Below are 24,280 nucleotides of genomic sequence, written 5' to 3' on the forward strand. Positions count from 1 at the left end.
AGTACAAGAAATCGGCATATTTACGCCCCTATTTTGTCACTATTAACTAACAGAAATTTTTAGGAGTTTGACCTTGGCTAATATCAAGTCAGCAAAAAAACGCGCGGTTCAATCTGAAAAACGCCGTCAACACAACGCAAGCCAACGCTCTATGATGCGTACTTACATCAAAAAAGTTTATGCGCAAGTCGCAGCGGGCGAAAAAGCAGCAGCTGAAGCCGCATTCGTTGAAATGCAAAAAGTTGTTGACCGCATGGCTTCTAAAGGCTTAATTCACGCTAACAAAGCAGCAAACCACAAATCTAAATTAGTTGCACAAATCAAAAAATTAGCTTAATTTTTGCCTTTTTATGATTAAAGAAAAACCGCTCATTTGAGCGGTTTTTTGTTTTACTTTTTGGATAGGACGAGAAGTAAAGTGCGGTGAAAAAACACGTCATTTTTCAACCGCACTTTCATCACATTAATGTAACTCTTTGCCTTTTAATTCCGGCACTAAACACACCGTGGCTAACATATCAATGACATAAATTACGGCTAAAAAGGCAATAGCGGTTTGGAAGGAATATGCGGAAACCACTGCGCCCACCGCTACCGGGCCAAAGCCGCCCACAGCACGTCCTAAGTTAAACAACACGTTTTGTGCGGTGGCGCGTGCTTGTGTCGGATAGGCTTCTGCCATTAAAGCGCCGTAGCCACCCATCATGCCGTTAACAAACATCCCTAAGAATGCTCCGGCAATTAACATGGTATTCGGATCCGTTAATTGAGAATAGGCGATGATACTGACGACCGCCCCGGCTTGGAACAATAGAAAACTTGGTTTACGCCCAATATGATCGGCCAAACGCCCGAAAATCCAAATGCCCGCCATCATGCCGCAAACAGTCACTGCCGTCCATACACCGGATTTCGTCAAGCTGAAGCCAAGTTGTTTGGAGAGAAAATTTGGCATCCAAATCATAATGCCGTAATAACCGAAGTTTTGTACGGAGGTAAGGATGACCACGCCCAAACTGACTTTGGCGGTGGCTTTATCTTTCACTAATAACTTGAATGACTCCAATTTAGATGCCCAACGGTTTGTTGGCTTTGGAAGTGCGGTCTGTTTTTGCACAAAAATTTCAGGCTCATGCAAACGGGCACGTAAATACCACGCGACAAATGCAGGGAAGATGCCTACCACAAACATGCCACGCCAACCGATTTGTGGCAATAATAATGGGGTTAACAATGCCGCGCCTAACACACCAACCTGCCAGCCAAGCGCCACATAAGAAGCCGCTTTGGCGCGGTGACGTGCTGGCCAAGCTTCTGCCGCCAACGCCATACCAATCCCGAACTCACCGCCTAAACCGATACCGGCAATGGTGCGATAAATCAGTAAATCCCAATAACCTTGCGCCAATGCACATAAACCGGTGAATACCGCAAAAAGAATGATCGTCCACGTTAACACGCGCACACGGCCATATTTATCACTTAATGCACCGAAAACTATGCCACCGAAAACAGCACCAACCAATGTCCAAGTTACTAAAGAACCGCCTTGCGCTGGGGTTAACCCCAAATCGGCAGATATGGCACTTAACATAAAACCGAGGATAAGAAGATCGAAACCGTCCATCGCATAGCCGACGGCAGAGCCTAGCAAGGCTTTCCAGCCATAGCTATTTACTTTTGTAGTCATGTTGAATTGTCCTTCTGTTACTCACAGGTAACATTTAAAGTTTATAAAGATGTGATTTTTTAGCTTGCAGAAAACAAGGCCAAAAAATTGTGCGCTAGTTTACTGCTTTTTAAGAAAATTTCAATGAATGGCATGATAAAATCGGTAGAAGATTTGGCGTTCCTCTCGTTAAATTTCTTACACGGTGGTACAATCGCCGCTTAATTTTATTCGCTAAGAGATACGTTATGTCCCGTCAGAAAAAGACCCGTCGCGTGACGGATATTATGCCGACCCGCAAAACCGATAAAAAACCGACCGCACCACGTTCAGGTCGTCAGTCAACGCGTTATGAACTTGATGCAAAGGCGCGTGAAGAGAAGAAAAAACGTAAACACAAAGGATTAGCCTCAGGTTCCCGCCATAGTGCGGTGAATGCGAAAGCCGAAAATCAAGCATTGGAGATGAAAGATCCGCGCATTGGTAGTCGTAAAAAAGTACCGTTGATCGTGGAATTCGTCAATAAACCGGAAAAAGGGCAACGTATTCCAATACCACAAACCGAATCAAAAGCGCCATTGGATCCAATGATAGAATTGACGCAATTGGAAAATAATGAATGCTTAAATCACTTATTGGATCAACTGGAAGAAGGCAAGCAATTGGCTCTTAAAGATCAGCAATTTGTGGATGAGTGCTTGGCGCGAGTCGCGCAATTAATGGAAGAATTAGGTATTGTGGAAGACGAGGAAAACGCCGAAGATTTATACCGCACTTTTGAGACAATCAACATTAACCAATTCAAATAAACCCGTTAGTTATTATGTGGAAGACAGTGTTATTGCTTGTGGCAGTTTGTATCATTGTGGGGATGATAGGCTATGCCACCTATTTACTGCTTGCCTTGCAAAAGCAAAAAAAGGCGTTGCAACAAGCTCGTCGAAACCGAATCAATCGTATTAAGGAAAGCATCGAAATCATTGCCAAAGCCATGCTGAATGGCGATTGCAATCTTTCCGAGGGCGTGTTGCGTCTGAAAATGCTATTAGAGCCGGTGGGAATGAGCATTAAAAACCATGTTACCATGCTGCAGTTATATGAAGTGGTTGAAACGATGCCGACACATGAGGCGCGCAAAGCATTAAAAAAGAACGAACGTATGCGTTTAGATTTGCAACGTGAAAGTGCTGAAGCGGCACTTGAAAAAAACATTAAGTTGGAGTTACATCAGCTATTGGCTGATATTGAAAAATTATAAAAAATATTGGGAGAAATTTAATGTCTGAGATTATTTGGGATTTGGCATTAATTCAGAAATATAATCAATCCGGTCCGCGTTATACGTCTTATCCGACAGCATTGGAGTTTAATGAACATTATACGAACGAGGATTTTATCGCGGCTACACAGCGTTATCCTGACCGCCCGCTGTCTTTATATGTACACATTCCGTTTTGTCATAAACTTTGTTATTTCTGTGGTTGTAATAAGGTCATTACCCGCCATCAACATAAAGCGGATATCTATTTAGATTTTCTTGAAAAAGAGATTAAAGCGCGGTCGAAATTATTTACAAACCGAGTGGCAACCCAAGTGCATTGGGGTGGTGGCACACCGACCTATTTAACGGAAGCTCAATCGGCACGTTTAATGAATATGCTACGTGAACACTTCAAGATCGCTGACAATGCAGAAGTGAGTATTGAAATGGATCCGCGTGAAATTGAGCTTTCTATGCTGGACCATTTGCGCAACATTGGTTTCAACCGTATTAGTATGGGCGTGCAAGATTTCAATAAAGACGTGCAAAAAGCGGTGAATCGCGAGCAAGATGAGGCATTTGTCAATGCTTTATTGGTGCGCGCCCGTGAGTTGGGTTTCCAATCGACTAATTTGGATTTAATTTACGGTCTTCCGTTGCAAACCGTAGAAAGTTTTATGTTCACATTGCAAAAAGTGATTGAGCTCAATCCTGATCGTCTCAGTGTGTTTAACTATGCCCACCTGCCTAGTCGTTTTGCCGGTCAGGCGAAAATTAAAGAATGGCAATTACCTAAGCCGGAAACCAAGCTGGAAATTTTGCAAAAAACCATCGAAACCTTGGGCAATGCCGGCTATAAATTTATCGGTATGGATCACTTTGCGAAACCGGATGATGAGCTTGCCATTGCACAGCAAAAAGGCATTTTGCATCGTAATTTCCAAGGTTACACCACACAGGAAGAATGCGATTTGCTGGGATTGGGTGTGTCGGCTATTAGCTTGTTAGGCGACACCTACGCACAAAACCAAAAAGATCTGAAAACTTATTATGCCCATGTGGAGGAAAATGGCATTGCCTTACACAAAGGCTTGGCGATGACAGAAGAAGATTGCCTGCGTCGTGATGTGATTAAACAATTAATTTGTAACTTTAAATTAGCGTATGCGCCATTAGAAAAACAGTACAACATTAACTTTAAACAACACTTTGCAGAAGATTTAGCGTTGCTAGCGCCTTTGGCAGCCGACGGTTTATTAGAGATTGGCGATGAACAAATTGTCGTTTCTCCGAAAGGCCGTTTGTTGATTCGTAATATTTGTTTGTGTTTTGACACTTACTCTCGCGTACAAGCCAAGCAACAGCAATTCTCGCGGATTATTTAAGAAAAGCCGACATCGTATTTCCGGCTTGCTTTTTGCCGGGAAAAGAGTAAAATCCACAGGCTTTTTGTCTATATATACAGAGAAAAAAGTAAGTTTAACTCTCATTTAACTTTCGATATTTGAGGGTTTTCTTTTTGTAATTAAATTATTAGAGGAAGGTTATGGTAACCATTCGTTTATCTCGTGGCGGAGCTAAAAAACGCCCATTTTACCAAATCGTAGTTGCTGACAGCCGTTCACCACGTGACGGTCGTTTCATTGAGCGTGTGGGTTTCTTCAATCCAATCGCACAAGGCAATGCAGAACGTGTTCGTATCAATTTAGACCGTGTTAACCACTGGGTTAGCCAAGGTGCTTCATTGTCTGATCGCGTTGCGACTTTAGTAAAAGAAGCGCAAAAAGCTGCGTAATTTTACTTTTTTGAGGTGGTGAATATGCAACAACAAAGAATCGAAACTGTCGGCAAATTAGGTTCGACTTATGGTATTCGCGGTTGGTTACGTATTTACTCATCCACAGAACAAGCTGAAAGTATCTTTGATTATCAACCTTGGTTTTTGAAAATCAAAGGGCAGTGGCAGCCAATCGAACTGGAAAACTGGCGTCATCATAATCACGAACTGATCGTTAAATTAAAAGGCGTGGATGATCGTGAAGCGGCGCAAATTCTGTCTAATGTGGAAATCGGTGTCGATTTATCGGTATTTCCGCAACTAGAAGAAGGAGATTACTACTGGCACGATTTAATCGGTTGTGCGGTGGTGAATTTGGAAGGTTATGCCATGGGAACCGTAACCGAAATGATGGAAACCGGTTCCAATGATGTATTGGTGGTAAAAGCCAACGTAAAAGATGCTTTCGGAAAACAAGAGCGGTTAATTCCGTTCTTGTATGAACAAGTAGTTAAAAGAGTCGATCTCGCCACTAAAACAATTACAGTGGATTGGGACGCTGGTTTCTAATCTCAGGTATGCCGTAGCGCTTTGCGGTAACATTAACATAAGGCTCAAAAGTTAAGGCTAAATTATGTGGATTGGGGTAATAAGTCTGTTCCCTGAAATGTTTAAAGCAATTACGGAATACGGGGTAACCGGCAGGGCTGTTAAGCAAAACCTGTTACAAGTGCGGTGCTGGAATCCAAGAGATTTTACGCACGATAAGCATAAAACCGTGGATGATCGTCCTTATGGCGGAGGTCCAGGTATGCTGATGATGGTGCAACCGTTAAAGGATGCTATTGATTCGGCAAAAGAAGTCGCAGGTGAAGGTGTGAAAGTGATTTATCTCTCGCCGCAAGGTCGTAAACTCGATCAACAAGGCGTAGAGGAATTAGCGCAGAATCAGAAGTTGATTTTGTTATGCGGCCGCTACGAAGGCATTGACGAGCGTTTGATTGAAACGGTTGTTGATGAAGAATGGTCGGTAGGTGATTATGTCCTCACTGGTGGTGAATTGCCGGCAATGACGTTAATTGATGCAGTTGCCCGATTTATCCCAGGTGTGCTTGGTAAACAAGCTTCCGCCGAGGAAGATTCGTTTGCCGACGGATTACTGGATTGCCCGCATTATACGCGCCCTGAAGTGCTTGACGGATTAACTGTGCCCCCCGTGCTGATGTCGGGACACCATGAAGAAATTCGTAAATGGCGATTAAAACAATCGTTATTGAGAACATGGTTACGACGCCCTGAGCTACTGGAAGGCCTAGCTCTGACTGACGAACAACGTAAGCTGTTAAAACAGGTGAAAGCCGAATATAACAGTAAACTCAGTTAATTCTAGGATCAAAAAGGATCAAAAATGTCTAACATCATTAAACAACTTGAACAAGAACAATTAAAACAAAACGTACCAAGCTTCCGTCCAGGTGACACATTAGAAGTGAAAGTATGGGTTGTTGAAGGTAGTAAGCGTCGTTTGCAAGCATTCGAAGGCGTGGTTATTGCAATTCGTAACCGTGGCTTGCATTCTGCATTCACCCTACGCAAAATCTCTAACGGTGTTGGTGTTGAGCGTGTATTCCAAACTCACTCTCCGGCAGTGGATAGCATCGTAGTGAAACGTAAAGGTGCGGTACGTAAAGCGAAACTTTACTACTTACGCGCACTTTCCGGTAAAGCAGCTCGTATTAAAGAGCGTTTAGGCGAATAATTTCGTATATTTAGAAGAATCTGCACGCGAAACGTTAGATAACATAAGTAACGGACTAAGGTGCAGATTTTTTTATTTGTTAGCGTCCGACTATCGCCTCAGCCACAGGGTTTTCTATCAATTTTTTCCTTTTTCTTTCTCTCTTTTCTTCCTATTCTCTTACTTGTTTTCTCCTTAAATCACGTCATTAATGCTTTTAACCTATTGATAAGTTTTGATTTACAAATCGTTGAAGAGGGTTATAATAAATGCGACTTATTATCAGTTAAAGAAAGTTCCTATTCACAGTTTTCTTTTACTTATTTTTTCGAGCCTATTCAAAGGAAAAACAAATGCCGCAGATTTTTGACTTTTTACAAAAGTACAGTGATTACATTATTATCGGTTTATTGCTTTTTATGAGCGTCTTAATGCTCGCCATGGTGATTGAGCGTTTTATTTTCTTAGCCCGCGTTAAAGTCAGTCAATATTCCACCATTCATGCACTTGAAATTGATTTAAACCGCAATCTCACTGTAATTTCCACCATCGGCGCGAATGCACCTTATGTTGGTTTGTTGGGAACCGTTATCGGTATTCTTTTAACCTTTTACCAAATCGGTCAAGCCGGTGGCGAAGTGAATGCCGGTGAAATTATGATGCATCTATCTTTAGCGCTAAAAGCGACCGCACTTGGTATCTTGGTGGCAATTCCGTCCATGATTTTCTATAACGCATTAGGACGTAAGGTTGAAGTTAACCGTTTGAAGTGGAAAGTCTTAAATTCTCAAAAATATAAAGAAGAAACCGAAGCATAAGGAATTCCTGTGAAAAAGTTTGATGAAATCAACATTATTCCGTTTATTGATATTATGTTGGTGTTGCTTGCTATCGTGTTGATTACTGCTTCTTTTATTTCACAAGGAAAAATCCAAGTGAATGTACCGAAAGCAAGTGCTTCTGTGGCGTTTAAATCTAGTGAGCTGGCAAAATTATTAACCGTTACGGCCAAGGGTGAGCTGTTTTTTAATGACAAACCGACCACGCTTGAAGCGCTGGAGACTGAAATTGTCGGTTGGGATAAAACCCAAAAAGTGACCTTTAAGATTGATGCGGATGCCACATTCCAAGATTTTGTGTCTGTCACGGATTTATTGGCGAAAAATGATATTAAAGATGTCGCCATTGTGGCAACGAAAGATAAAGGTGGAGAGAAACCCAAAAACACGAATCCGCAGGCGCTCAAATCAGTGGAATCTCAAGGGACAAAACCTGCAGAACAAGCCGTCAGTGTCGGCAAGTAGGAGAATGTGAATGCAGAATGCAAAACGTTCACTCTTGAGTTTTCTCTTATCTGCTGCGATTCATATTGCGATAATAGTTTGGCTTTTTGGTAGCCATGTGAATACCACGGATACGAGTGCTAACAGTGCGACCGGTGAAATTTCAACCAGTATTTCCATGGAAATGATGATGGCCATGGTAGAGGCTGATCCGCCGCCGGTGGAAGAAAAAGCCCCGGAGCCGGAAAAACAGGAAACCGTTGAAGATCCAACCGTTAAACCGGAACCGCCAAAGGTTGAAAAACCAAAAGAACCGGAAAAACCGCAAGAGCCGAAAGAGAAGCCAAAAGAAAAACCTAAACAAAAGCCAAAAGAAAAACCGAAAGTTAAACCAAGCCCTGATGTGCCGATAGGTGACAGAACGGTTGAATCTAACGCTTCTGTGAATTCAAAGGCAACGACAACCGGTCCGGCAACGACGACGAATCCTAACTTAGTGGGAAATGGCGCCAGCGGCAGTGAGCTTGATGCTTATCGTTCTGCGTTGCGCCGTGAAATTGAACGACACAAACGTTATCCTGCTCGTGCGAAAATGATGCGTAAGCAGGGCGTGGTGACGGTTTCCTTTACTATTGGTGCAGATGGTTCTATCACCGGCGTAGCGATTGCGAAGAGTTCAGGGGTTGAAGATTTGGATAATGCAGCGTTAAGTGCGGTAAATAGCGCCAGATCGATTGGGCCTCGACCGGCAGGCATGGGTGCATCGATTTCTGTGCCGATTAGTTTTAAAATCGATTAGTTTTTCTGACTGATAAAAATACGCCTCGGGATTGTGTGACAACCGGAGGCGTATTTTTTTGCGGTTAGCCTTAAAAAGAAAAATAGGCTAAAATTAGGGCATTTTTAATCACGAGAAATTCCTTTATGTCAGTAAAAACTCTTGAAAATCAGACCGCACTTTTACAGCAACAAGAACAACAATTACGCGATGCGGTCAGTCTTGCCCTTGAAATCGCCCAAAAAGCCGGTGCGGCGGCTGAAGTGGGGGTGACGAAATCCGGAGGGTTATCGGTTTCTACCCGTTTAAAAGACATTGAAAACGTTGAATTTAATAATGATGGCGCATTAGGCATTTCAGTTTATTTGGGCCAACAAAAAGGCAATGCCTCCACTTCCGATTTAAGCCCTGAAGCCATTAAAAATACCGTAGAAGCCGCATTAGCGATTGCGAAATATACCTCACCCGATGATTGTGCCGGTTTAGCCGACAAAGCATTAATGGCGTTTGATGCACCGGATCTAGATTTGTATTACGCGGCGGATATTGATGTGGATCGTGCTGCGCAGTTGGCATTAGAAACAGAAAATGCGGCGCTAGCATTTGACAAACGCATTGTTAACAGCGAAGGCGCGTCTTTCAATGCACATACCGGCGTGCGAGTGTATGGCAATAGCCATGGTATGTTGCAAAGCTATTTGTCTAGCCGCTATTCGTTGTCTTGCTCAGTTATCGCTGCACATGATGATCAATTGGAACGGGATTATGAATACACGGTTTCTCGAGATATGAATGCCTTGGAAAAGGCACAATGGGTGGGTGAAAATGCCGCACGAAAAACCCTTGCCCGTTTACAACCGCAAAAAATCGCCACGCAGCAAGCGCCGGTAATTTTCCTAAATGATGTGGCGACCGGCTTAATCAGCCATTTAGCTGCGGCTATTAGTGGTGGCAGTTTATATCGTAAAGCCAGTTTCTTGCTAGATCATCTTGGCAAGCAAGTTTTGCCGGATTGGTTTCATATTAGTGAAAAACCGCATTTAATTGGCCGCCTTGCCTCAACGCCATTTGATAGCGAAGGCGTTAGAACACAGGATTTGGAGATTATTCGTCAAGGGATTTTGCAAACCTATTTGCTCACCAGTTATAGCGGTCGTAAGTTGGGTATGCAAAGCACGGGACACGCCGGTGGCATTCACAACTGGTTGGTCCAGCCCAATTCATCTGGAAAACTGACCGCACTTTTACGTGAAATGGGACACGGGTTATTGGTAACAGAAGTGATGGGGCAAGGGGTAAATTTGGTTACCGGTGACTACTCACGTGGCGCCGCCGGATTCTGGGTGGAAAACGGTGAAATTCAATATCCGGTGGCTGAAATCACCATTGCTGGCAGATTGCAGGATATGTTACGTAATATTGTGGCCGTTGGGGATGATATTGAACATCGTTCAAATATCCAGACCGGTTCGATCCTGTTGGAAAATCTGAAAATTTCCGGGAATTAGATCCTATTTTATTAAATGATAATAATTCTTATTGACAAGAATGAGATCTCTGATACAATGCATTCCATCTGTTAAGTATTGCAGTTAAGGTGATTGGTTTCATTTTAAAGTTTGCATCATGCTCCATAACAGGTAGAGTAAAAAGTAAATTCGTTAGGGTATTCAAAAGACTGAAGTTTAGACTTCAGTCTTTTTTTTGCTAAAATACCTACACATTATTCCCATTTAAAGGCAGTTGTTCTATGAAAAAACACCATGTTGATATTCTGATTTCCGAACAGGATGTGCGCAGTCGCATTGCGGAATTAGGCCAAGAAATTACCAATTTTTATCAACATAAAAATATCTATACGCCATTGGTTGTTGTCGGCTTGTTACGTGGTTCTTTCATGTTTATGGCTGATTTGGTGCGCGAAATTCACTTGCCTGTGGAAATCGATTTTATGACCACATCCAGTTACGGTAATGCCATGAATTCCAATCATGATGTGCGTATCAGCAAGGATCTTGATGGAGACATTAAAGGTAAACATGTGCTGATCGTGGAAGATATTATCGATACCGGCTACACCTTACAAAAAGTGCGCGATATTTTAAATCTACGCGAGCCGAGTTCGTTGACCATTTGCACGTTATTGGATAAACCTTCACGCCGTGAAGTGGATGTGCCGGTTGATTGGGTGGGCTTCACCATTCCTGATGAGTTTGTTGTCGGTTATGGTATTGATTACGCACAACGCCACCGTAATTTGGGTTACATTGGCAAAGTGATTTTGGACGAATAGATGAGCCCAGCAGATGGGAACATCAACAGACGCTGATTTCCCATCTTAAATGAGACGGATTAATAATCGCTATTATTGTCTTTAATCCCTTTCACAATAGCAATACCGGCACTGGCACCAATGCGTGTTGCGCCGGCTTCAATCATCGCAAGCGCTGTTTGCGTATCTCGAATCCCTCCGGAGGCTTTTACACCCATGTCTCCAACCACCTGTTTCATTAGTGCCACATCTTCGACGGTCGCACCGCTCCGATTAAAACCGGTGGATGTTTTAACGAAGGCAACGCCCAAGGCTTTACTGATTTCACAGGCTTTTACAATTTCTTCTTTTGTGAGCAAACAGGTTTCTAAAATAACTTTTAACGGCTTGCCCTGACAAGCGACTAAGACGGCTTGAATATCTTCTTTTACAGCGGCCCATTGATTTGATTTAATCCAGCCCACATTGATGACCATATCAATTTCATCTGCACCGGCAGCAATGGCGGCTTGCGTTTCAAACACTTTAGCTGAAGTTAAATTCGCGCCCAATGGAAAGCCGACAACAGTACAAATTTTTACCGGTGTACCGGCCAATTTTTGTTTGGCCAAAGGAATATGACAAGTGTTAATGCAAACTGAAAAAAACTGATATTCAATGGCCTCATCGCATAATGTTAAGATATCCGCTTCTGTTTTTTCTGCGGTTAGTGCGGTGTGATCAATGTAGTGAGCGAGGTGCTTTGCGTTCATTATGAAGACTCCTGTTATTGCAAATAAATAGAAGTAGATTATAACGCAAAGACCTATCTGGGTTGTGATCTGGATGCTATTTTGTGTATTTAGCGATCATGAATGTGATGGTTTACATACACGTCGAAGCGATGATTCTTCGTTTCGCGCGAAAAGTGCGGTGCTTTTTGCGCGAGAAAATCCGCGTAGTCGGGGCGTTTGACCACGACGCGCTGACGGGCGAGTTGGAGTGCGGGCGCAAGCAGTTCGTCCGCATCTAAATCGGCACCGACCAAATGTTGAAACACGCGCATTTCTTTCTTCACTAAGGCGCTTTTGGCTTTGTGTGGGTACATGGGGTCGAGATACACCACGTCAGCGAAATCCGTGTCAGGATTCAGTTGATTGATGTGTTGATAAGGCAACAGTTGCATATTTTTTTGCATCCATGAACCGATTTCTTCGTCAGCATAAGCGCGTTGTAAGCCATCTTGTAACAACAAACGAACAACCGGGTGGCGTTCAACCAGTTTCACTTGGCAACCGAGTGCCGCCAATACAAAGGCATCACGCCCTAAACCTGCCGTGGCGTCAATCACCGTCGGCAGATTATCTTGTTTAATGCCTACCGCTTTTGCCACCGCTTCACCGCGTCCACCGCCAAATTTACGGCGGTGTGCCATGGTGCCGCCGACAAAATCCACAAATACCGCGCCTAATTTAGGCTCGTCTAATTTGCGTAATTCCAAGCGTTCTGTGCCTTCCGCTTCTGTCCATACTAACGCCAACGAGCTGTTCGGATCATGCGTTAAGCCGGCTTCCGCAAAAAGTGCGGTGGGATTTTGTGGTGTTTGGGTTTCACAGAGGAGTTGGATGTTCATATTTATCCCTTTCTCACTAACCAAACGCCCGCTTCCATGTGTTCCGTGTAAGGAAACTGATCGAACAAGGCGGCTTTTTCAATACGGTGGGTTTGGCTGAGCGTTTGCAGGTTGTCGCATAGCGTATGCGGATTGCAGGAAATATACAAAATGCGCTCATATTGTTGCACCAGTTTAATGGTCTCTGCATCTAAGCCGGCACGTGGCGGATCAACGAAAATGGTGTTGCATTCATAGGCTTTCAAATCAATGCCTTTTAAGCGATTAAATTCGCGCACGCCTTGCATGGCTTGGGTGAATTCTTCCGCTGACATTCGGATGATTTGTAAATTGTTTATCTGATTCGCTGCGATGTTAAATTGCGCGGCGGCTACTGAAGGCTTGGCAATTTCTGTCGCCAAGACTTTGCGGAAGTTTTGCGCTAGCGCGATAGAAAAGTTACCGTTGCCGCAATAAAGCTCTAATAAATCCCCATGGCTGTTACGCGTGCAATCCACCGCCCATTCCAACATTTTGCTGTTTACTGCCGCGTTTGGTTGTGTGAAGCTGTTTTCCACTTGGCGATAAATGTAGTCTTTACCGTGAACGTTTAGGATTTCATCTACATAATCCTGTTCCAGACAAATTTTCTGCTTGCTGGCACGTCCAACAATTTGCACATTAAAACCTTGCTGTTGGAGTTGTGAACGCAAGGTTTGCGTAGCGGTTTGCCAATTTTCATCCAAGGCTTTGTGATACAACAAACTGACGATAATCTGTTGGCTTTGGGTGCTTAAATAATCAATTTGAAACAGGCGGTGGTGTAATACTGTTTGCTGTTTTAACAACGGCAACAACGCCGTCATCATGCGATTGATGAGTTCGCTTGCGATAGGATAATTATATACCCGATAACGTTGTTTGCTCTGTTGGTCAAACATAATGTGGTAGAAATCATCGCCGTCATGCCAAATGCGAAATTCCGCACGCATACGGAAATGCTGCGTTGGCGAGGCGAACACCTGTAAATCTGGGGCATCAAATGGTGATAAAAGTGTGGTCAGTTTTTGCTGCTTTTCTGCGAGCAATTCGGCGTAACGATCAACGGGTAAATTCAGCATAGCAATGATTCGGTTGGCGGTCGTAAAAACAAAAGGCTCGGAATCCCAAGCCTTCTGGTTGTTATGTCGGTGGTTTAGTCTGCGGCGTAATCGTCTAGATTATCTACGCCAACCACGCCGGATAAGGTATAAAGGCGTTTGTTGGTGGAAATACGGCTGCGATATTTCTGCCAAGTTTTTTCAAAGAAGGTTTCTGCGGCACGTTCACCACGACAGAACGCCACGAAGTCTTTTTCTTCTTGCGTTTCCGGTTTGCGTTCGCCGGCATCTAATGCACGGAAAGCCTGACCGTGTTGCTCTAAGGCTTGTGCTTCTTTGATGGTGTAATCACCGTGGCGGGCAAAACCGCGCGGATAATTTTTGTCGTCAAAAAAACGACGGGTTACGCTAAAACTCTCAGCCATATAATCCCCTAAAATACGTATCAAAAATAAAATCGGCAGGCATTAAACCAATTTTTCGTTATTTTTGCAATAAACCTTTTACGGTTTGTACATATTCATCCACAAAACTGTTTTCATTATGGGCTAGGCCTTCCATATTCACGCGATATTTGCCGTTAACATAAAAATCCGGTACGCCGCGCACTTGGTATTTTGCTACTAAGTTTTGCTGTTTGCTGACCAAACCGTTGACGGCAAAGCTATTAATGCCACCATCGAATTGCTCAGCTGAAATGCCGTTATCAATGAAGATTTGACGAATGTCATCCATGGATTTTAATGCGTTAGCCTGTGCCGCTTTAAATAATGGCATTCTGACTTTTTCTTCGGCGTTAATGGCTAAGGCTAGTGCCCATGCGCGAGTGAGGTTTTCCGATTGACGGCCTAAGAAGTCCACGTGGTATTGTTTGAATGATGTGCCTTCAGGTAATGCCTCGGCAATTTTTTGCGGAATGTGATATTGCGTTTCAAAAGCATAGCAATGTGGGCAATAGAAAGAGAAAAATTCGATCACTTCAGGTTGTGCAGTGCGCTGTTGTCCTTCAATGACAAGATATTGTTTACCTTCCGTTAAATCCAACGCGTGTGTAGAAAGCGAAAAGGCAGCAGCCATTGCTAAAAAGAACCATTTTTTCATGTGTCATCCTCAACTAATTGATTTATTTAATAATACCGCGCGCTTTTAATAACGCAGTTTTAAAGTCTTCTTCGTAATCTTTTTTAATGCCGGGAATCGGCTCGAATTTGTCTTTGCCGGCCATTTTTAAGTGATAAATAACGACTTCGTCAGGCAGTTCCGCAAGCGGTTTGTCAAACCCGGCTTCATCAGCGATTTTTTGTAAAATCTGCATTAATGAGAGATCGGCGTCTTTAGACCAATAAGGTTGTAAAAGTTCCAACACTTCATTCAGGCGATGACATTTCATACGCATTTCCTTATTATTGAAAAAAATTAAGCAAGATCATACTGTAATTAACCTCGGAAGAAAATATGACAATGTCAATTAGTGCCGTCATTTTAGCCGGCGGACAAGCCAAGCGAATGGAGGGGGCGGATAAGGGATTGCAATTATTGCACGGTAATCCGCTGTTTCAATTTATTTACGACCGCCTACGTTTGCAGGTGGAACAGATTTCTGTTAACGCCAATCGAAATCAGGCGATTTATGCGACGGCCGGGTTGCCGGTGTTTGGCGATAATCTTGAAGGCTTTCACGGGCCGTTAAGTGGGATTTTGACCGCGTTGGAACGCGCTGATTCCGATTTTGTTTTATTTGTTCCTTGTGATAGCCCATTCTTCCCGGACAATTTACTGGAAAAACTCAAAAGTGCGGTGGATTTTCACGGCGTTTCTATTGCTTATGTGCATGATGGCGAACGTGAACATCCTACGTTTTGTTTAATGGCGCGCAGCCTAAAAGACAAGTTGGCGGCTTATTTAGCTTCCGGCGAGCGCAGAATGTTGCAGTTTATGCGTCAAAACGGGGCAGTGAGTGTGGACTTTTCCGAAAATAAACAGGCATTCACCAACATCAATACATTAGCGGATTTAACGTATTTTAATCAGCAGAAGGATTTTTCGGGGTTTATTGCTAAATAGGGGAGCTGCGTTATAGAATAACGGCTTATTTTTATTTATGGTTAAGTGAAATTTAAAGGTTTCTCATGTTAAAAAAACTTTCTGTTTGTTTTTTAATTGGCACGCTGAGTGCGTGTTCGTTTTCCTCTTATTTGCCTTTTTCTTCCGCGCATAAAAAAACGGTGATTAATTTAGAACAATCAAAAATCGATAAAAAATCTTATGCGACTGCCTATGCGGCAACGGTTGAAACATATGAAGGTCGTGTTGATCGTGATTATTATGTGAATTCTTTTGCCAGCGGTGCGAACGACTGGTATTTAGGTCGAATTCTTGTGCCGGTGGAACAAATCAAAGAAAAATTACATAAAGGCGGACATGACTCGAATATCTATGCGTATTACAGTGGCGTAATCCACGCCGCAGCGTTACAAACCAATTTTGGTAAGTTAAATGCAAAATGCTGGAGCTATATTGATACGCCAAGCGTGACCCAAGGTATTTATGATGCCATGTTAGATTTACAGCGTGGCAAAGTGCGGTCTGAAAATGACGAATATATCGTGCAAGGTTCAGAAGAATTGCTCAAACTTTGCGCGGGCAAATAATCAAAAAAACTGTCGGTTTTTACCGGCAGTTTTTTGTATTTTAAAACTAAGCTGAAAGGTTTTTGCAATATTCAGCACCCCATTGATACCCTCGTAGAAACAAGGAGACAGAATGTTTAATTTACCCGAAAGTAACATTCATTTGGCGGCGAGTGCCGATAATAAACAGCAAGCCATTACGCTGGCGGCAAATGCCCTTGAACAGTCTGGTTATGTGGAAAGCGGTTATTTACAAGGCATGTTAGGGCGCGAACAACAAACATCGACGTTTTTAGGCAATGGCATCGCCATTCCGCACGGCACCTTGGAAACCCGTGGCATGGTGAAAGATACCGGCGTACAGATTTTCCAGTTTCCACAAGGGATTGAATGGGGCGAAGGCAATATTGCTTATGTGGTGATCGGGATTGCGGCGCGTTCTGACGAGCATTTGGCATTATTGCGTCAACTTACTCATGTTCTCGGCGATGAAGACACGGCTGCAAAATTGGCCACATTGACTGATGTAAAAAAATTCCGCGCCATTTTAATGGGCGAAGCGGACGATTTTAGCGTGAATGCCGATAACCTAAGTTTAAACGTGGATACGCAAAGCCTGTTGACCTTAATCGCCATTAACGCCGGCAAATTGGAACAACAAAGTGCGGTCAATAATCAGTACGTTTCGGAAGTCATTGCCAATCCGGCATTGCCGTTGTCGCAAGGCTTATGGGTGACTGATGCCGCCGTTGGCAATCAAAAGAATGCGCTGGCTTTCAGCCGTGCAGTTCAACCCTTCCAATTAAATAATAAGGCCGTACATGGCGTAGTGACCGTCGCCTATGTGAACGATCAAATAAACGACACCCTTGCCCGTTTGTTGGATCCGCAGGTGCAACAAGTGTTACTCAACGGTGACAGTACACAGATTGCTGCGGCATTAAACGGCAAGGCGATTCCGCAAGCGATGACACAGACAACATCAACCATTTCTGTCACGCCATCTGTCACGGGAAGTCGTGTTGTCGGCACCTTTACCATTCGTAACGAACACGGCTTACACGCCCGTCCTAGTGCCATTTTAGTGAACGAAGTGAAAAAATTTACTTCTCAAATGACCGTAGAAAATCTCACGCGCGGCAGTGCGCCGGTGAGTGCTAAGAGCTTGATGAAAATTGTCGCCTTGGGCGTGACGCAAGGTCATCGTTTACGTTTTGTGGCAGAGGGCGAGGATGCGCAAGCTGCACTAGAAGCTATTGGTAAAGTGATTGCATCAGGGCTTGGCGAAACGATTTCCGCTGTGCCACCAAGCGAACCGGACACTATTGAAGTGATGGAGCAAGTTGCACCAACCACTTCTGAGCCAACAACTTCTGCGCCAAGTGGTGAAAGTGCGGTGGAAAATCTGAGTGAATCTGTAGAAGGGGTTTTTGAAGTCAAAAATGAACATGGATTGCATGCGCGCCCAGCGGCGATTCTCGTCAGTGAAGTGAAAAAATATAACGCCAATGTTGCCGTACAAAATCTCGATCGCAATACGCCATTTGTCAGCGCAAAAAGCTTAATGAAAGTGGTGGCGTTAGGTGTAGTGAAAGGCCATCGTTTACGTTTTGTCGCCACCGGGGAGCAAGCACAACAAGCTATTGAGGGTATCGGGGCCGCAATTAACGCAGGATTAGGGGAATAATGATGGCAAACGTCGCAACTATCACCTTAAACGCTGCTTATGACTTGGTCGGGCGTTTAAAACGTATCGAATTGGGCGAAGTCAACACCGTGGAAACCCTCGGACTTTTCCCTGCGGGCAAAGGCATTAACGTGGCGAAAGTGTTAAAAGATTTAGGCGTTGATGTCACGGTAGGTGGTTTTCTTGGTGAAGATAACCAAGGGGACTTTGTTACGCTTTTCAACAAACTGGGATTACAAGACAAATTCCAGCGCGTGCCAGGCAGAACCCGAATCAATGTGAAAATTACCGAAACCGAGGCAGATGTTACCGATTTAAACTTTTTAGGCTATGAAATCAGTGAAAGCGCGTGGCAACAATTTGTGGTGGATTCTCTCGCGTATTGCAAATCCTTCGACATCGTTGCCGTGTGCGGTAGCTTACCGCGAGGCGTGACGCCGGACTTGTTTGCCGATTGGCTAAAACAACTCCATCAGGCGGGCATAAAAGTCGTATTAGACAGCAGTAATGCAGCGCTAGTCGCGGGGTTGAGCGCACGCCCTTGGTTGGTGAAACCGAATCATCGCGAATTAGAAGCCTGGGTGGGTTATACCTTAAATTCACTGGAAGAAATTGTGTCTGCCGCCAAGAAATTAAAAGCGCAGGGCATTTCCAATGTGATTATTTCCATGGGCGCTCAAGGTTCCGTTTGGTTAAGTGACAAGGCTGTGATCCAAGCGCAACCGCCAAAATGCGAAAATGTGGTGAGTACTGTGGGCGCAGGCGATTCTATGGTGGCGGGCTTGATTTACGGCTTAATTAACGGTCTTCCACAAAAAGACACCCTTGCCTTTGCCAGTGCGGTGTCTGCCTTTGCTGTATCACAAAGTAACGTAGGTATTTCTGACCGTACTTTGCTTGAACCAATTTTAAACAATGTCAACATCACTGTCATTGAGGGATAATCTTATGCATATTTATTTGACTCCATCCGCTAATTTGGGTAACGCCAAAGCCTTTTTATTGCGTGAAATGCTAAGTAAAGCCGCGCAAGCGCAACATCAAATCGTGGACAGTGCCGAGGCGGCGGATTTGATCATCGTTTTGGGGAATGTTTTACCCAATAATGCCCAATTCAATGGCAAAAAAGTGTTTTTGGCAAAAATTGACGAACATTTCAACGCACCCGAAAACTTGTTAGACCAGGCCATTCAACAGGCGCAGGATTATGTTCCGCCTGCTGAAAGTGCGGTCGTTTCTAACGGTAAAATGAAAAATATTGTGGCGGTGACCGCTTGCCCGACAGGCGTCGCGCATACGTTTATGTCTGCCGAAGCCATCGAAACCTACGCCAAACAACAAGGCTGGCAGGTGAAAGTGGAAACCCGCGGACAAGTGGGTGCGGGCAATGAAATCACGGCAGAAGAAGTGGCGGCAGCGGATTTGGTGTTTGTGGCAGCGGATATTGACGTGCCGTTGGACAAATTCAAAGGTAAATTAATGTATCGCACCTCTACAGGACTTGCGCTGAAGAAAACTGCGCAAGAATTCGACAAAGCCTTTAAAGAAGCCAAAATTTACGAAGGCGGCGCAACGTCTGCGACGAAAGCCGAAGAACGCGGCGAGAAGAAAGGCGTCTATAAGCACCTAATGACAGGTGTATCGCACATGTTACCGTTTGTTGTCGCAGGTGGCTTATTAATTGCAATTGCTTTTGCATTAGGTGGTATTTACTCTGGAGATAAAGAGAATTTAGGTACATTAGCCTTTGACATTAAATACATTGGTGATACAGCTTTTGGATTAATGATTGCAGCATTTGCTGGTTATGTTGCTTATTCAATTGCTGACAGACCAGGATTAGTTGTCGGTTTTGTTGGAGGAATGCTCGCATATAAAGGTGAATTAGGAATAGTTGATGGTAACCTTACTTCTTTGGGCGGTGCAGGTATTTTAGGGGGGATTTTAGCTGGTTTTTTATCAGGTTATATTGTTAAATTTTTAAATACAATTATTAAATTACCCGTATCATTTTTATCATTAAAGCCAATTTTAATTTTACCTTTATTGGGGACCGGAATAGTCGGCTTATTAATGCTGTATATTTTTATTCCACCAATTAAAGTTATTATGGATAATTTGATTATGTGGCTTAATTCCATGGGGCAAACAAATGCCTTAATTCTTGGGGCGATTGTTGGTGCAATGATGTGTGTTGATATGGGAGGGCCGATTAATAAAGCAGCTTATACTTTTGGTACAGGGCTTATTGCTTCACAGGTTTATACACCAATGGCTGCCATTATGGCAGCAGGCATGGTGCCACCGATCGGTATGGCAATCGCCACGTGGTTAGCGCGCAATAAATTCACTGCAAATCAACGTGACGCAGGCAAAGCCTCTTTTGTGCTTGGTTTGTGCTTTATTTCTGAAGGTGCGTTGCCATTCGTGGCAGCCGATCCGCTCCGTGTGATTATCAGCTGTGTGATTGGTGGCGCAACTGCCGGCGCGATTTCCATGAGCTTAGGCATTGCCTTGCAAGCGCCGCACGGTGGTTTATTTGTGGTGCCGTTTGTTTCTGAACCGTTGATGTATCTTGCGGCTATCGCCATAGGTTCCGTCGTCACCGGTGTGATTTATGCATTGATTAAGCCAAAGGCAGAAGCATAACGTTGAACAAAAGTGCGGTAGGTTTTTACCGCATTTTTTCTCTTATAAGGAACTGGTATGCCATGGAGTGAAGAAGAAAAACGCAGCCTTTTAGCTGAAAAAGGTATCGGTGCAACGATCTTGAAACGTTTGGGAGAAATGGGATTAGATGACGTCAAAATACTGGCGACAACTAACCCGGATTTTATTCTCCAAAGAGGCGCCGAAATCACAGGCTCAACCTGTTGGCGAAATAGCCCACAAGCCAGAAAGGCGATTGAAACAGCAGTGAATTGGGCAAAAGTGATGTCTCAAAAATAACCGCACTTTAGTGTCGGTTTCCAAAAGGCGGTTTGGCAAACCAGACCAAAATAAATAACACCAAAAACAGCAAGGCGGATAACCAAAAAATCTCGTTGGCGCCGAGGATAAACCCTTGCGATGTAATGTTACGGGCAAGTAGGGAGGAGGTTTGTTCTTCGCCCATGCCAAAATGCTCCATCATCTGGTAATACTGTTGTGCGTTCGGGTTATACGGTGTAATGGCTTCGGTCAGCTGTGAGTGGTGAACGGCTTCACGGTTATACCACAAGAATGTCGTAAGGGAAGTACCGATAGAACCGGCGAGGGTTCGCAAAAAGTTAAACAAACTGGAAGCGGAGGCCATTTTGTGTGCCGGTAAATCGGACAGCGTAATGGTGGTAAGCGGCATGAAAAAACAGGCGACGGCTAAGCCTTGTACCATTTGCGGCAGTGCTACATCGGCAAAACTCATACCCGGTTCAAAGGTAACGGCACGCCAATAAAAGGTAATGGCATAGACCACAAAACTGATGGTGACCAAAATACGCATATCGATTTTATGTCCAAACTTGCCGATAAGAGGGGATAACAAAATCGGGAACAGTCCTACGGGCGCGGATGCTAAACCTGCCCAAGTCGCTGTGTAGCCAAAAACCTGTTGCAGCAACAAGGGAATTAACACCACTGAGCCGAGGTAAATTAAAAATGCCAAGCTGGTGGACAAACAGCCCATAGTGAAATTACGTTGCTTGAATAGGGAAATATCCACCACCGGGTTGTCGTCCGTGAGTTCCCAAATGACAAGTGCGGTTAAAGTAACGGCAGAAATAACGGCAAGAATAATGATTTCAGTGGAGTTGAACCAATCCTGCTCACGTCCTTGATCCAGCATTAATTGCAAGCAACCTACGCCTAACACCAATAAGACTAATCCCACCGTATCAATAGGTTGGTGCTGAATTTTACTTTCTCTCGGCATTAAAATTTTCCAGCTGGCACCGATAATGACAAGCCCAATCGGTACGTTAATAAAGAAGATCCAACCCCAATGTAAATTATCACTGATCCAACCGCCGAGAATGGGACCGAAAATCGGTGCAACGACTACGGTCATTGACCAAAATGCCAATGCCATACCCCGTTTTTCCGGTGGATAGTTATTGAGTAGCAAACTTTGTGATAATGGAATAATCGGGCCTGCCGCTAAGCCTTGGAAAATTCGGCATAAAATCAACATTTCTAAGCTATGAGAAATACCGCATAACCAAGAGGCCAACACAAAAAGTGCGGTGGAAATGAGGAATAATTTTACTTCCCCGAAACGTTTGGCAAGCCAGCCGGTAATGGGAATAGAAATGGCATTGGCAACACCAAAAGAGGTAATCACCCAAGTGCCTTGGCTGAACGATGCGCCGAGATCGCCCGAAATCGTGGGGATCGCCACGTTTGCAATGGTGGAATCCAATACTTGCATGAACGTGGCAAGAGACAGCGCTAACGTAATGATGCCAAGAGCAGCACCTTCAATGGGTTTTTGCATGATGGGCAAGCCTTAGTTTGTGTTATCACGAATAATTTTTTCGATGAGATTTTCCACCGCGCTTTGATCATAATTCAACGTATTGGTGGAATAGAGCGGCGCAGTACGTTTTTGTTGCGATAACATTTCACCATGGGTATCTGAAATATTCACTTCAACCAAGGTAGATAAGCCCATACGCAACGGGTAGTTAGCGATTTGTTGTGCATCTAGGCTAATACGAACTGGCACGCGTTGCACCACTTTGATCCAGTTACCGGTGGCATTTTGGGCGGGGAGCAAAGAAAATGCGCTGCCGGTTCCCATTTCGATGCCTTCTACTTTGCCATCAAATTTCACATCATGACCGTATAAATCAAAGGATAATTTTACCGGCTGTCCGATTCGCATATCTTTTAATTGTGTTTCTTTGAAATTAGCATCAACCCACATTTGTTCGTTGGAAATAATTGCCATCAGCGCGCTACCCACGGCAACTTTTTGTCCCACTTGTGTGCTTCGGCGTGCCACATAGCCATCGACCGGGCTGGTGATTTTCGTGCGTTGCAAATTGAGCCACGCCTGTTTGACCGAACTGATGGCTTTTTGAATTTCCGGCTGCTCTTTCAGAGGCACATTCATTAATAAGGATTTATTGGCAGCAAGTTGGTTTTTCACGGCGTTTAAGTTGGCTTCCGCTGTCATTACCGCTTCTCTGGCGTGTTGTAGCGATTCTTTATCAATCGCTCCGCTTTTCCCTAACTGTTCACGGCGCGCTAAATCGCCTTGGGCTTTCGTCAACGCCGTTTGGTTGGCTTGAACCGTTGCTTCCAGTTGTTTCACGGTGTAGCCAAGCTGCGACATTTGGCGTACTGCACTTGCCAAGGTATTTTGTGCTTGGTTAAAACTCAGTTGATAATCTGTGTCATCCAATTCAAGTAACACATCTCCCGCATGCACAAAATCCATGTTTTCTACGTTAATTTGTCGCACGTTTCCGGCAATTTGCGAAGAAATCATCACTTGGTTACCGCTCACATAGGCGTCTTCAGTGGTTTGATAATTCTTAATAAAATAGAACCAATATAATCCGGCGACGATCGCCATGAGAATAAGAAGAAAAAAGAAAATGCCTAAGGCTTTTTTGCGTGTATTTTTTTGGGGGGAAGCAGTTGGTTGGCTTGCGTCTGTCATTTATGTTCCTTTTTTAATAGCTTTTAAAAATGATTATTAGTTATTTGATTTTTATAATCTATCAATTCTATTCAGTCTAACAATTGGCGCTATTATGTGCTTTTTTCTATACTTACGCCAACAAAAACGAACGGTGTTAGGTTTTTCAATCGTTCATCTTTTTATAAATTAACAAAGTAAAGTATAGGAGAACATATCATGTCAAAAACATTTATTGGTTTAGATACCACAAAATCTAAAGAATTAGCTGCAAAATTAAATGAATTATTAGCCACTTATCAAGTCTTCTACACCAACGTGCGTGGTTATCACTGGAACATTAAAGACGTGAACTTCTTTGAATTACACGCAAAATTTGAAGAAATTTACACCGATTTAGTGGAAAAAGTGGACGAAGTGGCAGAACGTATTTTGACCTTGGGCTACACCCCAAACAATGCGTTTAGCCAATATTTAAACCATTCTCGTATTAAGGAAGATATTGCTGTGAGCACTGCAGTTGCTTGCTTAAGAGGCACACTAGAAGGCTTTAAAGTGTTACTGGCTCAACAACGTGAAATTCTTGCTTTGGCGGCAGATGCCGGCGATGAAGGCACCGTTTCACAAATGAGTGATTACATTAAAGCACAAGAAAAATTAGTTTGGATGTTCCAAGCCGCTTGCCAAACTTGTGCAAACTAATTTGCGCGATTTTTTAAAGAAAAACCTGCTTGATTGAGATTAAGCAGGTTTTTTTATGGATAAAGTGCGGTGAAATTTTAGGACGGTTTATCAAATAAAAATCCTTTTATATTTCACCGCTCTTTTTTTTTCAATAAGTAGAATTGCGATTAAACGCATTGGAGAATGG

Annotated in this window: 29 protein-coding genes; 20 read left to right on the top strand and 9 right to left on the bottom strand. The window is 43.7% G+C overall.

The genetic code is table 11. From position 1 onward, the window contains the following. Positions 1-73: 73 nt before the first annotated feature. Positions 74-337, top strand: a complete 264-nt coding sequence (gene rpsT, locus J5X96_RS03205; protein ID WP_209364345.1) for a 30S ribosomal protein S20 — start codon at positions 74-76, stop codon at positions 335-337. Positions 338-463: 126 nt separating this feature from the next. Here rpsT and J5X96_RS03210 read toward each other — a convergent pair whose 3' ends face one another. Beyond that, positions 464-1,690 carry an MFS transporter gene (locus tag J5X96_RS03210; RefSeq protein ID WP_111295747.1) on the bottom strand — a complete coding sequence of 409 codons (1,227 nt, stop codon included), beginning with the start codon at positions 1,688-1,690 and terminating at the stop codon, positions 464-466. 227 nt (positions 1,691-1,917) lie between these two features. Between J5X96_RS03210 and yihI the strand changes: the two genes are divergently transcribed. From yihI to hpt, 12 genes are all read left to right on the top strand, one after another. Next, the gene (gene yihI / locus J5X96_RS03215; RefSeq protein ID WP_209364346.1) at positions 1,918-2,478 is read left to right on the top strand and encodes a Der GTPase-activating protein YihI; all 561 of its coding nucleotides are present in this window, start codon (positions 1,918-1,920) and stop codon (positions 2,476-2,478) included. Positions 2,479-2,492: 14 nt separating this feature from the next. Further along, positions 2,493-2,927, top strand: coding sequence for a DUF2489 domain-containing protein (locus tag J5X96_RS03220; protein ID WP_021615893.1), 435 nt, complete (start codon positions 2,493-2,495; stop codon positions 2,925-2,927). 20 nt (positions 2,928-2,947) lie between these two features. After that, the gene (hemN, locus tag J5X96_RS03225) at positions 2,948-4,315 is read left to right on the top strand and encodes an oxygen-independent coproporphyrinogen III oxidase (RefSeq protein ID WP_209364347.1); all 1,368 of its coding nucleotides are present in this window, start codon (positions 2,948-2,950) and stop codon (positions 4,313-4,315) included. A 161-nt stretch (positions 4,316-4,476) separates the two neighbouring features. After that, positions 4,477-4,725: a 30S ribosomal protein S16 gene (gene rpsP / locus J5X96_RS03230; RefSeq protein WP_006719370.1), complete on the top strand. Its 249-nt coding sequence runs from the start codon at positions 4,477-4,479 to the stop codon at positions 4,723-4,725. Between the two features lie 24 nt (positions 4,726-4,749). Further along, on the top strand, positions 4,750-5,277 hold the full coding sequence (gene rimM, locus J5X96_RS03235) for a ribosome maturation factor RimM (protein WP_209364348.1): 528 nt from the start codon (positions 4,750-4,752) through the stop codon (positions 5,275-5,277). Positions 5,278-5,341: 64 nt separating this feature from the next. Continuing rightward, the gene (trmD, locus tag J5X96_RS03240) at positions 5,342-6,091 is read left to right on the top strand and encodes a tRNA (guanosine(37)-N1)-methyltransferase TrmD (RefSeq protein ID WP_021615896.1); all 750 of its coding nucleotides are present in this window, start codon (positions 5,342-5,344) and stop codon (positions 6,089-6,091) included. A 24-nt stretch (positions 6,092-6,115) separates the two neighbouring features. Then, a complete protein-coding gene (gene rplS, locus J5X96_RS03245) occupies positions 6,116-6,466 on the top strand; it encodes a 50S ribosomal protein L19 (RefSeq protein ID WP_021615897.1) in 351 nt (116 codons plus the stop codon). Positions 6,467-6,798: 332 nt separating this feature from the next. Further along, positions 6,799-7,263, top strand: a complete 465-nt coding sequence (gene exbB / locus J5X96_RS03250) for a TonB-system energizer ExbB (RefSeq protein WP_209364349.1) — start codon at positions 6,799-6,801, stop codon at positions 7,261-7,263. A gap of 9 nt (positions 7,264-7,272) precedes the next feature. Further along, positions 7,273-7,749 (top strand): TonB system transport protein ExbD, encoded by a 477-nt coding sequence (gene exbD, locus J5X96_RS03255; RefSeq protein ID WP_209364350.1) that lies wholly within the window; start codon positions 7,273-7,275, stop codon positions 7,747-7,749. A 10-nt stretch (positions 7,750-7,759) separates the two neighbouring features. Beyond that, a complete protein-coding gene (locus J5X96_RS03260; protein ID WP_209364351.1) occupies positions 7,760-8,527 on the top strand; it encodes an energy transducer TonB in 768 nt (255 codons plus the stop codon). A gap of 125 nt (positions 8,528-8,652) precedes the next feature. Then, entirely contained in the window at positions 8,653-10,014 is a 1,362-nt protein-coding gene (pmbA, locus tag J5X96_RS03265) for a metalloprotease PmbA (RefSeq protein ID WP_209364352.1), read from the top strand. Positions 10,015-10,256: 242 nt separating this feature from the next. Further along, positions 10,257-10,799, top strand: coding sequence for a hypoxanthine phosphoribosyltransferase (gene hpt, locus J5X96_RS03270; protein WP_209364353.1), 543 nt, complete (start codon positions 10,257-10,259; stop codon positions 10,797-10,799). A gap of 59 nt (positions 10,800-10,858) precedes the next feature. Here the strand turns inward: hpt and deoC are convergent, their stop codons facing one another. From deoC to J5X96_RS03300, 6 genes are all read right to left on the bottom strand, one after another. After that, positions 10,859-11,530, bottom strand: a complete 672-nt coding sequence (gene deoC, locus J5X96_RS03275) for a deoxyribose-phosphate aldolase (RefSeq protein WP_209364354.1) — start codon at positions 11,528-11,530, stop codon at positions 10,859-10,861. A gap of 89 nt (positions 11,531-11,619) precedes the next feature. Further along, positions 11,620-12,390: a class I SAM-dependent methyltransferase gene (locus J5X96_RS03280; RefSeq protein WP_209364355.1), complete on the bottom strand. Its 771-nt coding sequence runs from the start codon at positions 12,388-12,390 to the stop codon at positions 11,620-11,622. Positions 12,391-12,392: 2 nt separating this feature from the next. Further along, positions 12,393-13,490, bottom strand: coding sequence for a tRNA (uridine(54)-C5)-methyltransferase TrmA (gene trmA / locus J5X96_RS03285; protein ID WP_209364356.1), 1,098 nt, complete (start codon positions 13,488-13,490; stop codon positions 12,393-12,395). 74 nt (positions 13,491-13,564) lie between these two features. Continuing rightward, complete coding sequence (locus tag J5X96_RS03290; RefSeq protein ID WP_209364357.1) at positions 13,565-13,894, bottom strand: DUF413 domain-containing protein; 330 nt, start codon at positions 13,892-13,894, stop codon at positions 13,565-13,567. Between the two features lie 58 nt (positions 13,895-13,952). Next, a complete protein-coding gene (locus J5X96_RS03295) occupies positions 13,953-14,570 on the bottom strand; it encodes a DsbA family protein (protein WP_209364358.1) in 618 nt (205 codons plus the stop codon). Positions 14,571-14,592: 22 nt separating this feature from the next. Continuing rightward, positions 14,593-14,859: a YihD family protein gene (locus J5X96_RS03300; protein ID WP_033002488.1), complete on the bottom strand. Its 267-nt coding sequence runs from the start codon at positions 14,857-14,859 to the stop codon at positions 14,593-14,595. 65 nt (positions 14,860-14,924) lie between these two features. Here J5X96_RS03300 and mobA point away from each other — a divergent pair, with 65 nt between their 5' ends. From mobA to J5X96_RS03330, 6 genes are all read left to right on the top strand, one after another. Further along, on the top strand, positions 14,925-15,533 hold the full coding sequence (gene mobA / locus J5X96_RS03305) for a molybdenum cofactor guanylyltransferase MobA (RefSeq protein ID WP_209364359.1): 609 nt from the start codon (positions 14,925-14,927) through the stop codon (positions 15,531-15,533). Between the two features lie 65 nt (positions 15,534-15,598). After that, on the top strand, positions 15,599-16,120 hold the full coding sequence (locus tag J5X96_RS03310) for a hypothetical protein (RefSeq protein WP_209364360.1): 522 nt from the start codon (positions 15,599-15,601) through the stop codon (positions 16,118-16,120). 112 nt (positions 16,121-16,232) lie between these two features. Then, on the top strand, positions 16,233-17,786 hold the full coding sequence (fruB, locus tag J5X96_RS03315; RefSeq protein WP_209364361.1) for a fused PTS fructose transporter subunit IIA/HPr protein: 1,554 nt from the start codon (positions 16,233-16,235) through the stop codon (positions 17,784-17,786). A gap of 2 nt (positions 17,787-17,788) precedes the next feature. Next, positions 17,789-18,730, top strand: a complete 942-nt coding sequence (fruK, locus tag J5X96_RS03320; protein ID WP_209364362.1) for a 1-phosphofructokinase — start codon at positions 17,789-17,791, stop codon at positions 18,728-18,730. Positions 18,731-18,734: 4 nt separating this feature from the next. Further along, positions 18,735-20,435, top strand: coding sequence for a fructose-specific PTS transporter subunit EIIC (locus tag J5X96_RS03325; RefSeq protein WP_209364363.1), 1,701 nt, complete (start codon positions 18,735-18,737; stop codon positions 20,433-20,435). Between the two features lie 57 nt (positions 20,436-20,492). Continuing rightward, the gene (locus J5X96_RS03330; protein ID WP_209364364.1) at positions 20,493-20,735 is read left to right on the top strand and encodes a recombinase RecA; all 243 of its coding nucleotides are present in this window, start codon (positions 20,493-20,495) and stop codon (positions 20,733-20,735) included. Between the two features lie 7 nt (positions 20,736-20,742). Here J5X96_RS03330 and J5X96_RS03335 read toward each other — a convergent pair whose 3' ends face one another. Both J5X96_RS03335 and J5X96_RS03340 read right to left on the bottom strand, forming a co-directional pair. Further along, positions 20,743-22,260 (bottom strand): DHA2 family efflux MFS transporter permease subunit, encoded by a 1,518-nt coding sequence (locus J5X96_RS03335; protein ID WP_305852108.1) that lies wholly within the window; start codon positions 22,258-22,260, stop codon positions 20,743-20,745. Positions 22,261-22,269: 9 nt separating this feature from the next. Beyond that, positions 22,270-23,430 carry an EmrA/EmrK family multidrug efflux transporter periplasmic adaptor subunit gene (locus J5X96_RS03340; RefSeq protein WP_209364366.1) on the bottom strand — a complete coding sequence of 387 codons (1,161 nt, stop codon included), beginning with the start codon at positions 23,428-23,430 and terminating at the stop codon, positions 22,270-22,272. A 198-nt stretch (positions 23,431-23,628) separates the two neighbouring features. Here J5X96_RS03340 and J5X96_RS03345 point away from each other — a divergent pair, with 198 nt between their 5' ends. After that, complete coding sequence (locus J5X96_RS03345; RefSeq protein WP_209364367.1) at positions 23,629-24,111, top strand: Dps family protein; 483 nt, start codon at positions 23,629-23,631, stop codon at positions 24,109-24,111. The last annotated feature ends 169 nt before the right edge of the window (positions 24,112-24,280 follow it).

The sequence above is a fragment of the Aggregatibacter sp. 2125159857 genome (assembly GCF_017798005.1).
GTDB lineage: Bacteria > Pseudomonadota > Gammaproteobacteria > Enterobacterales > Pasteurellaceae > Aggregatibacter.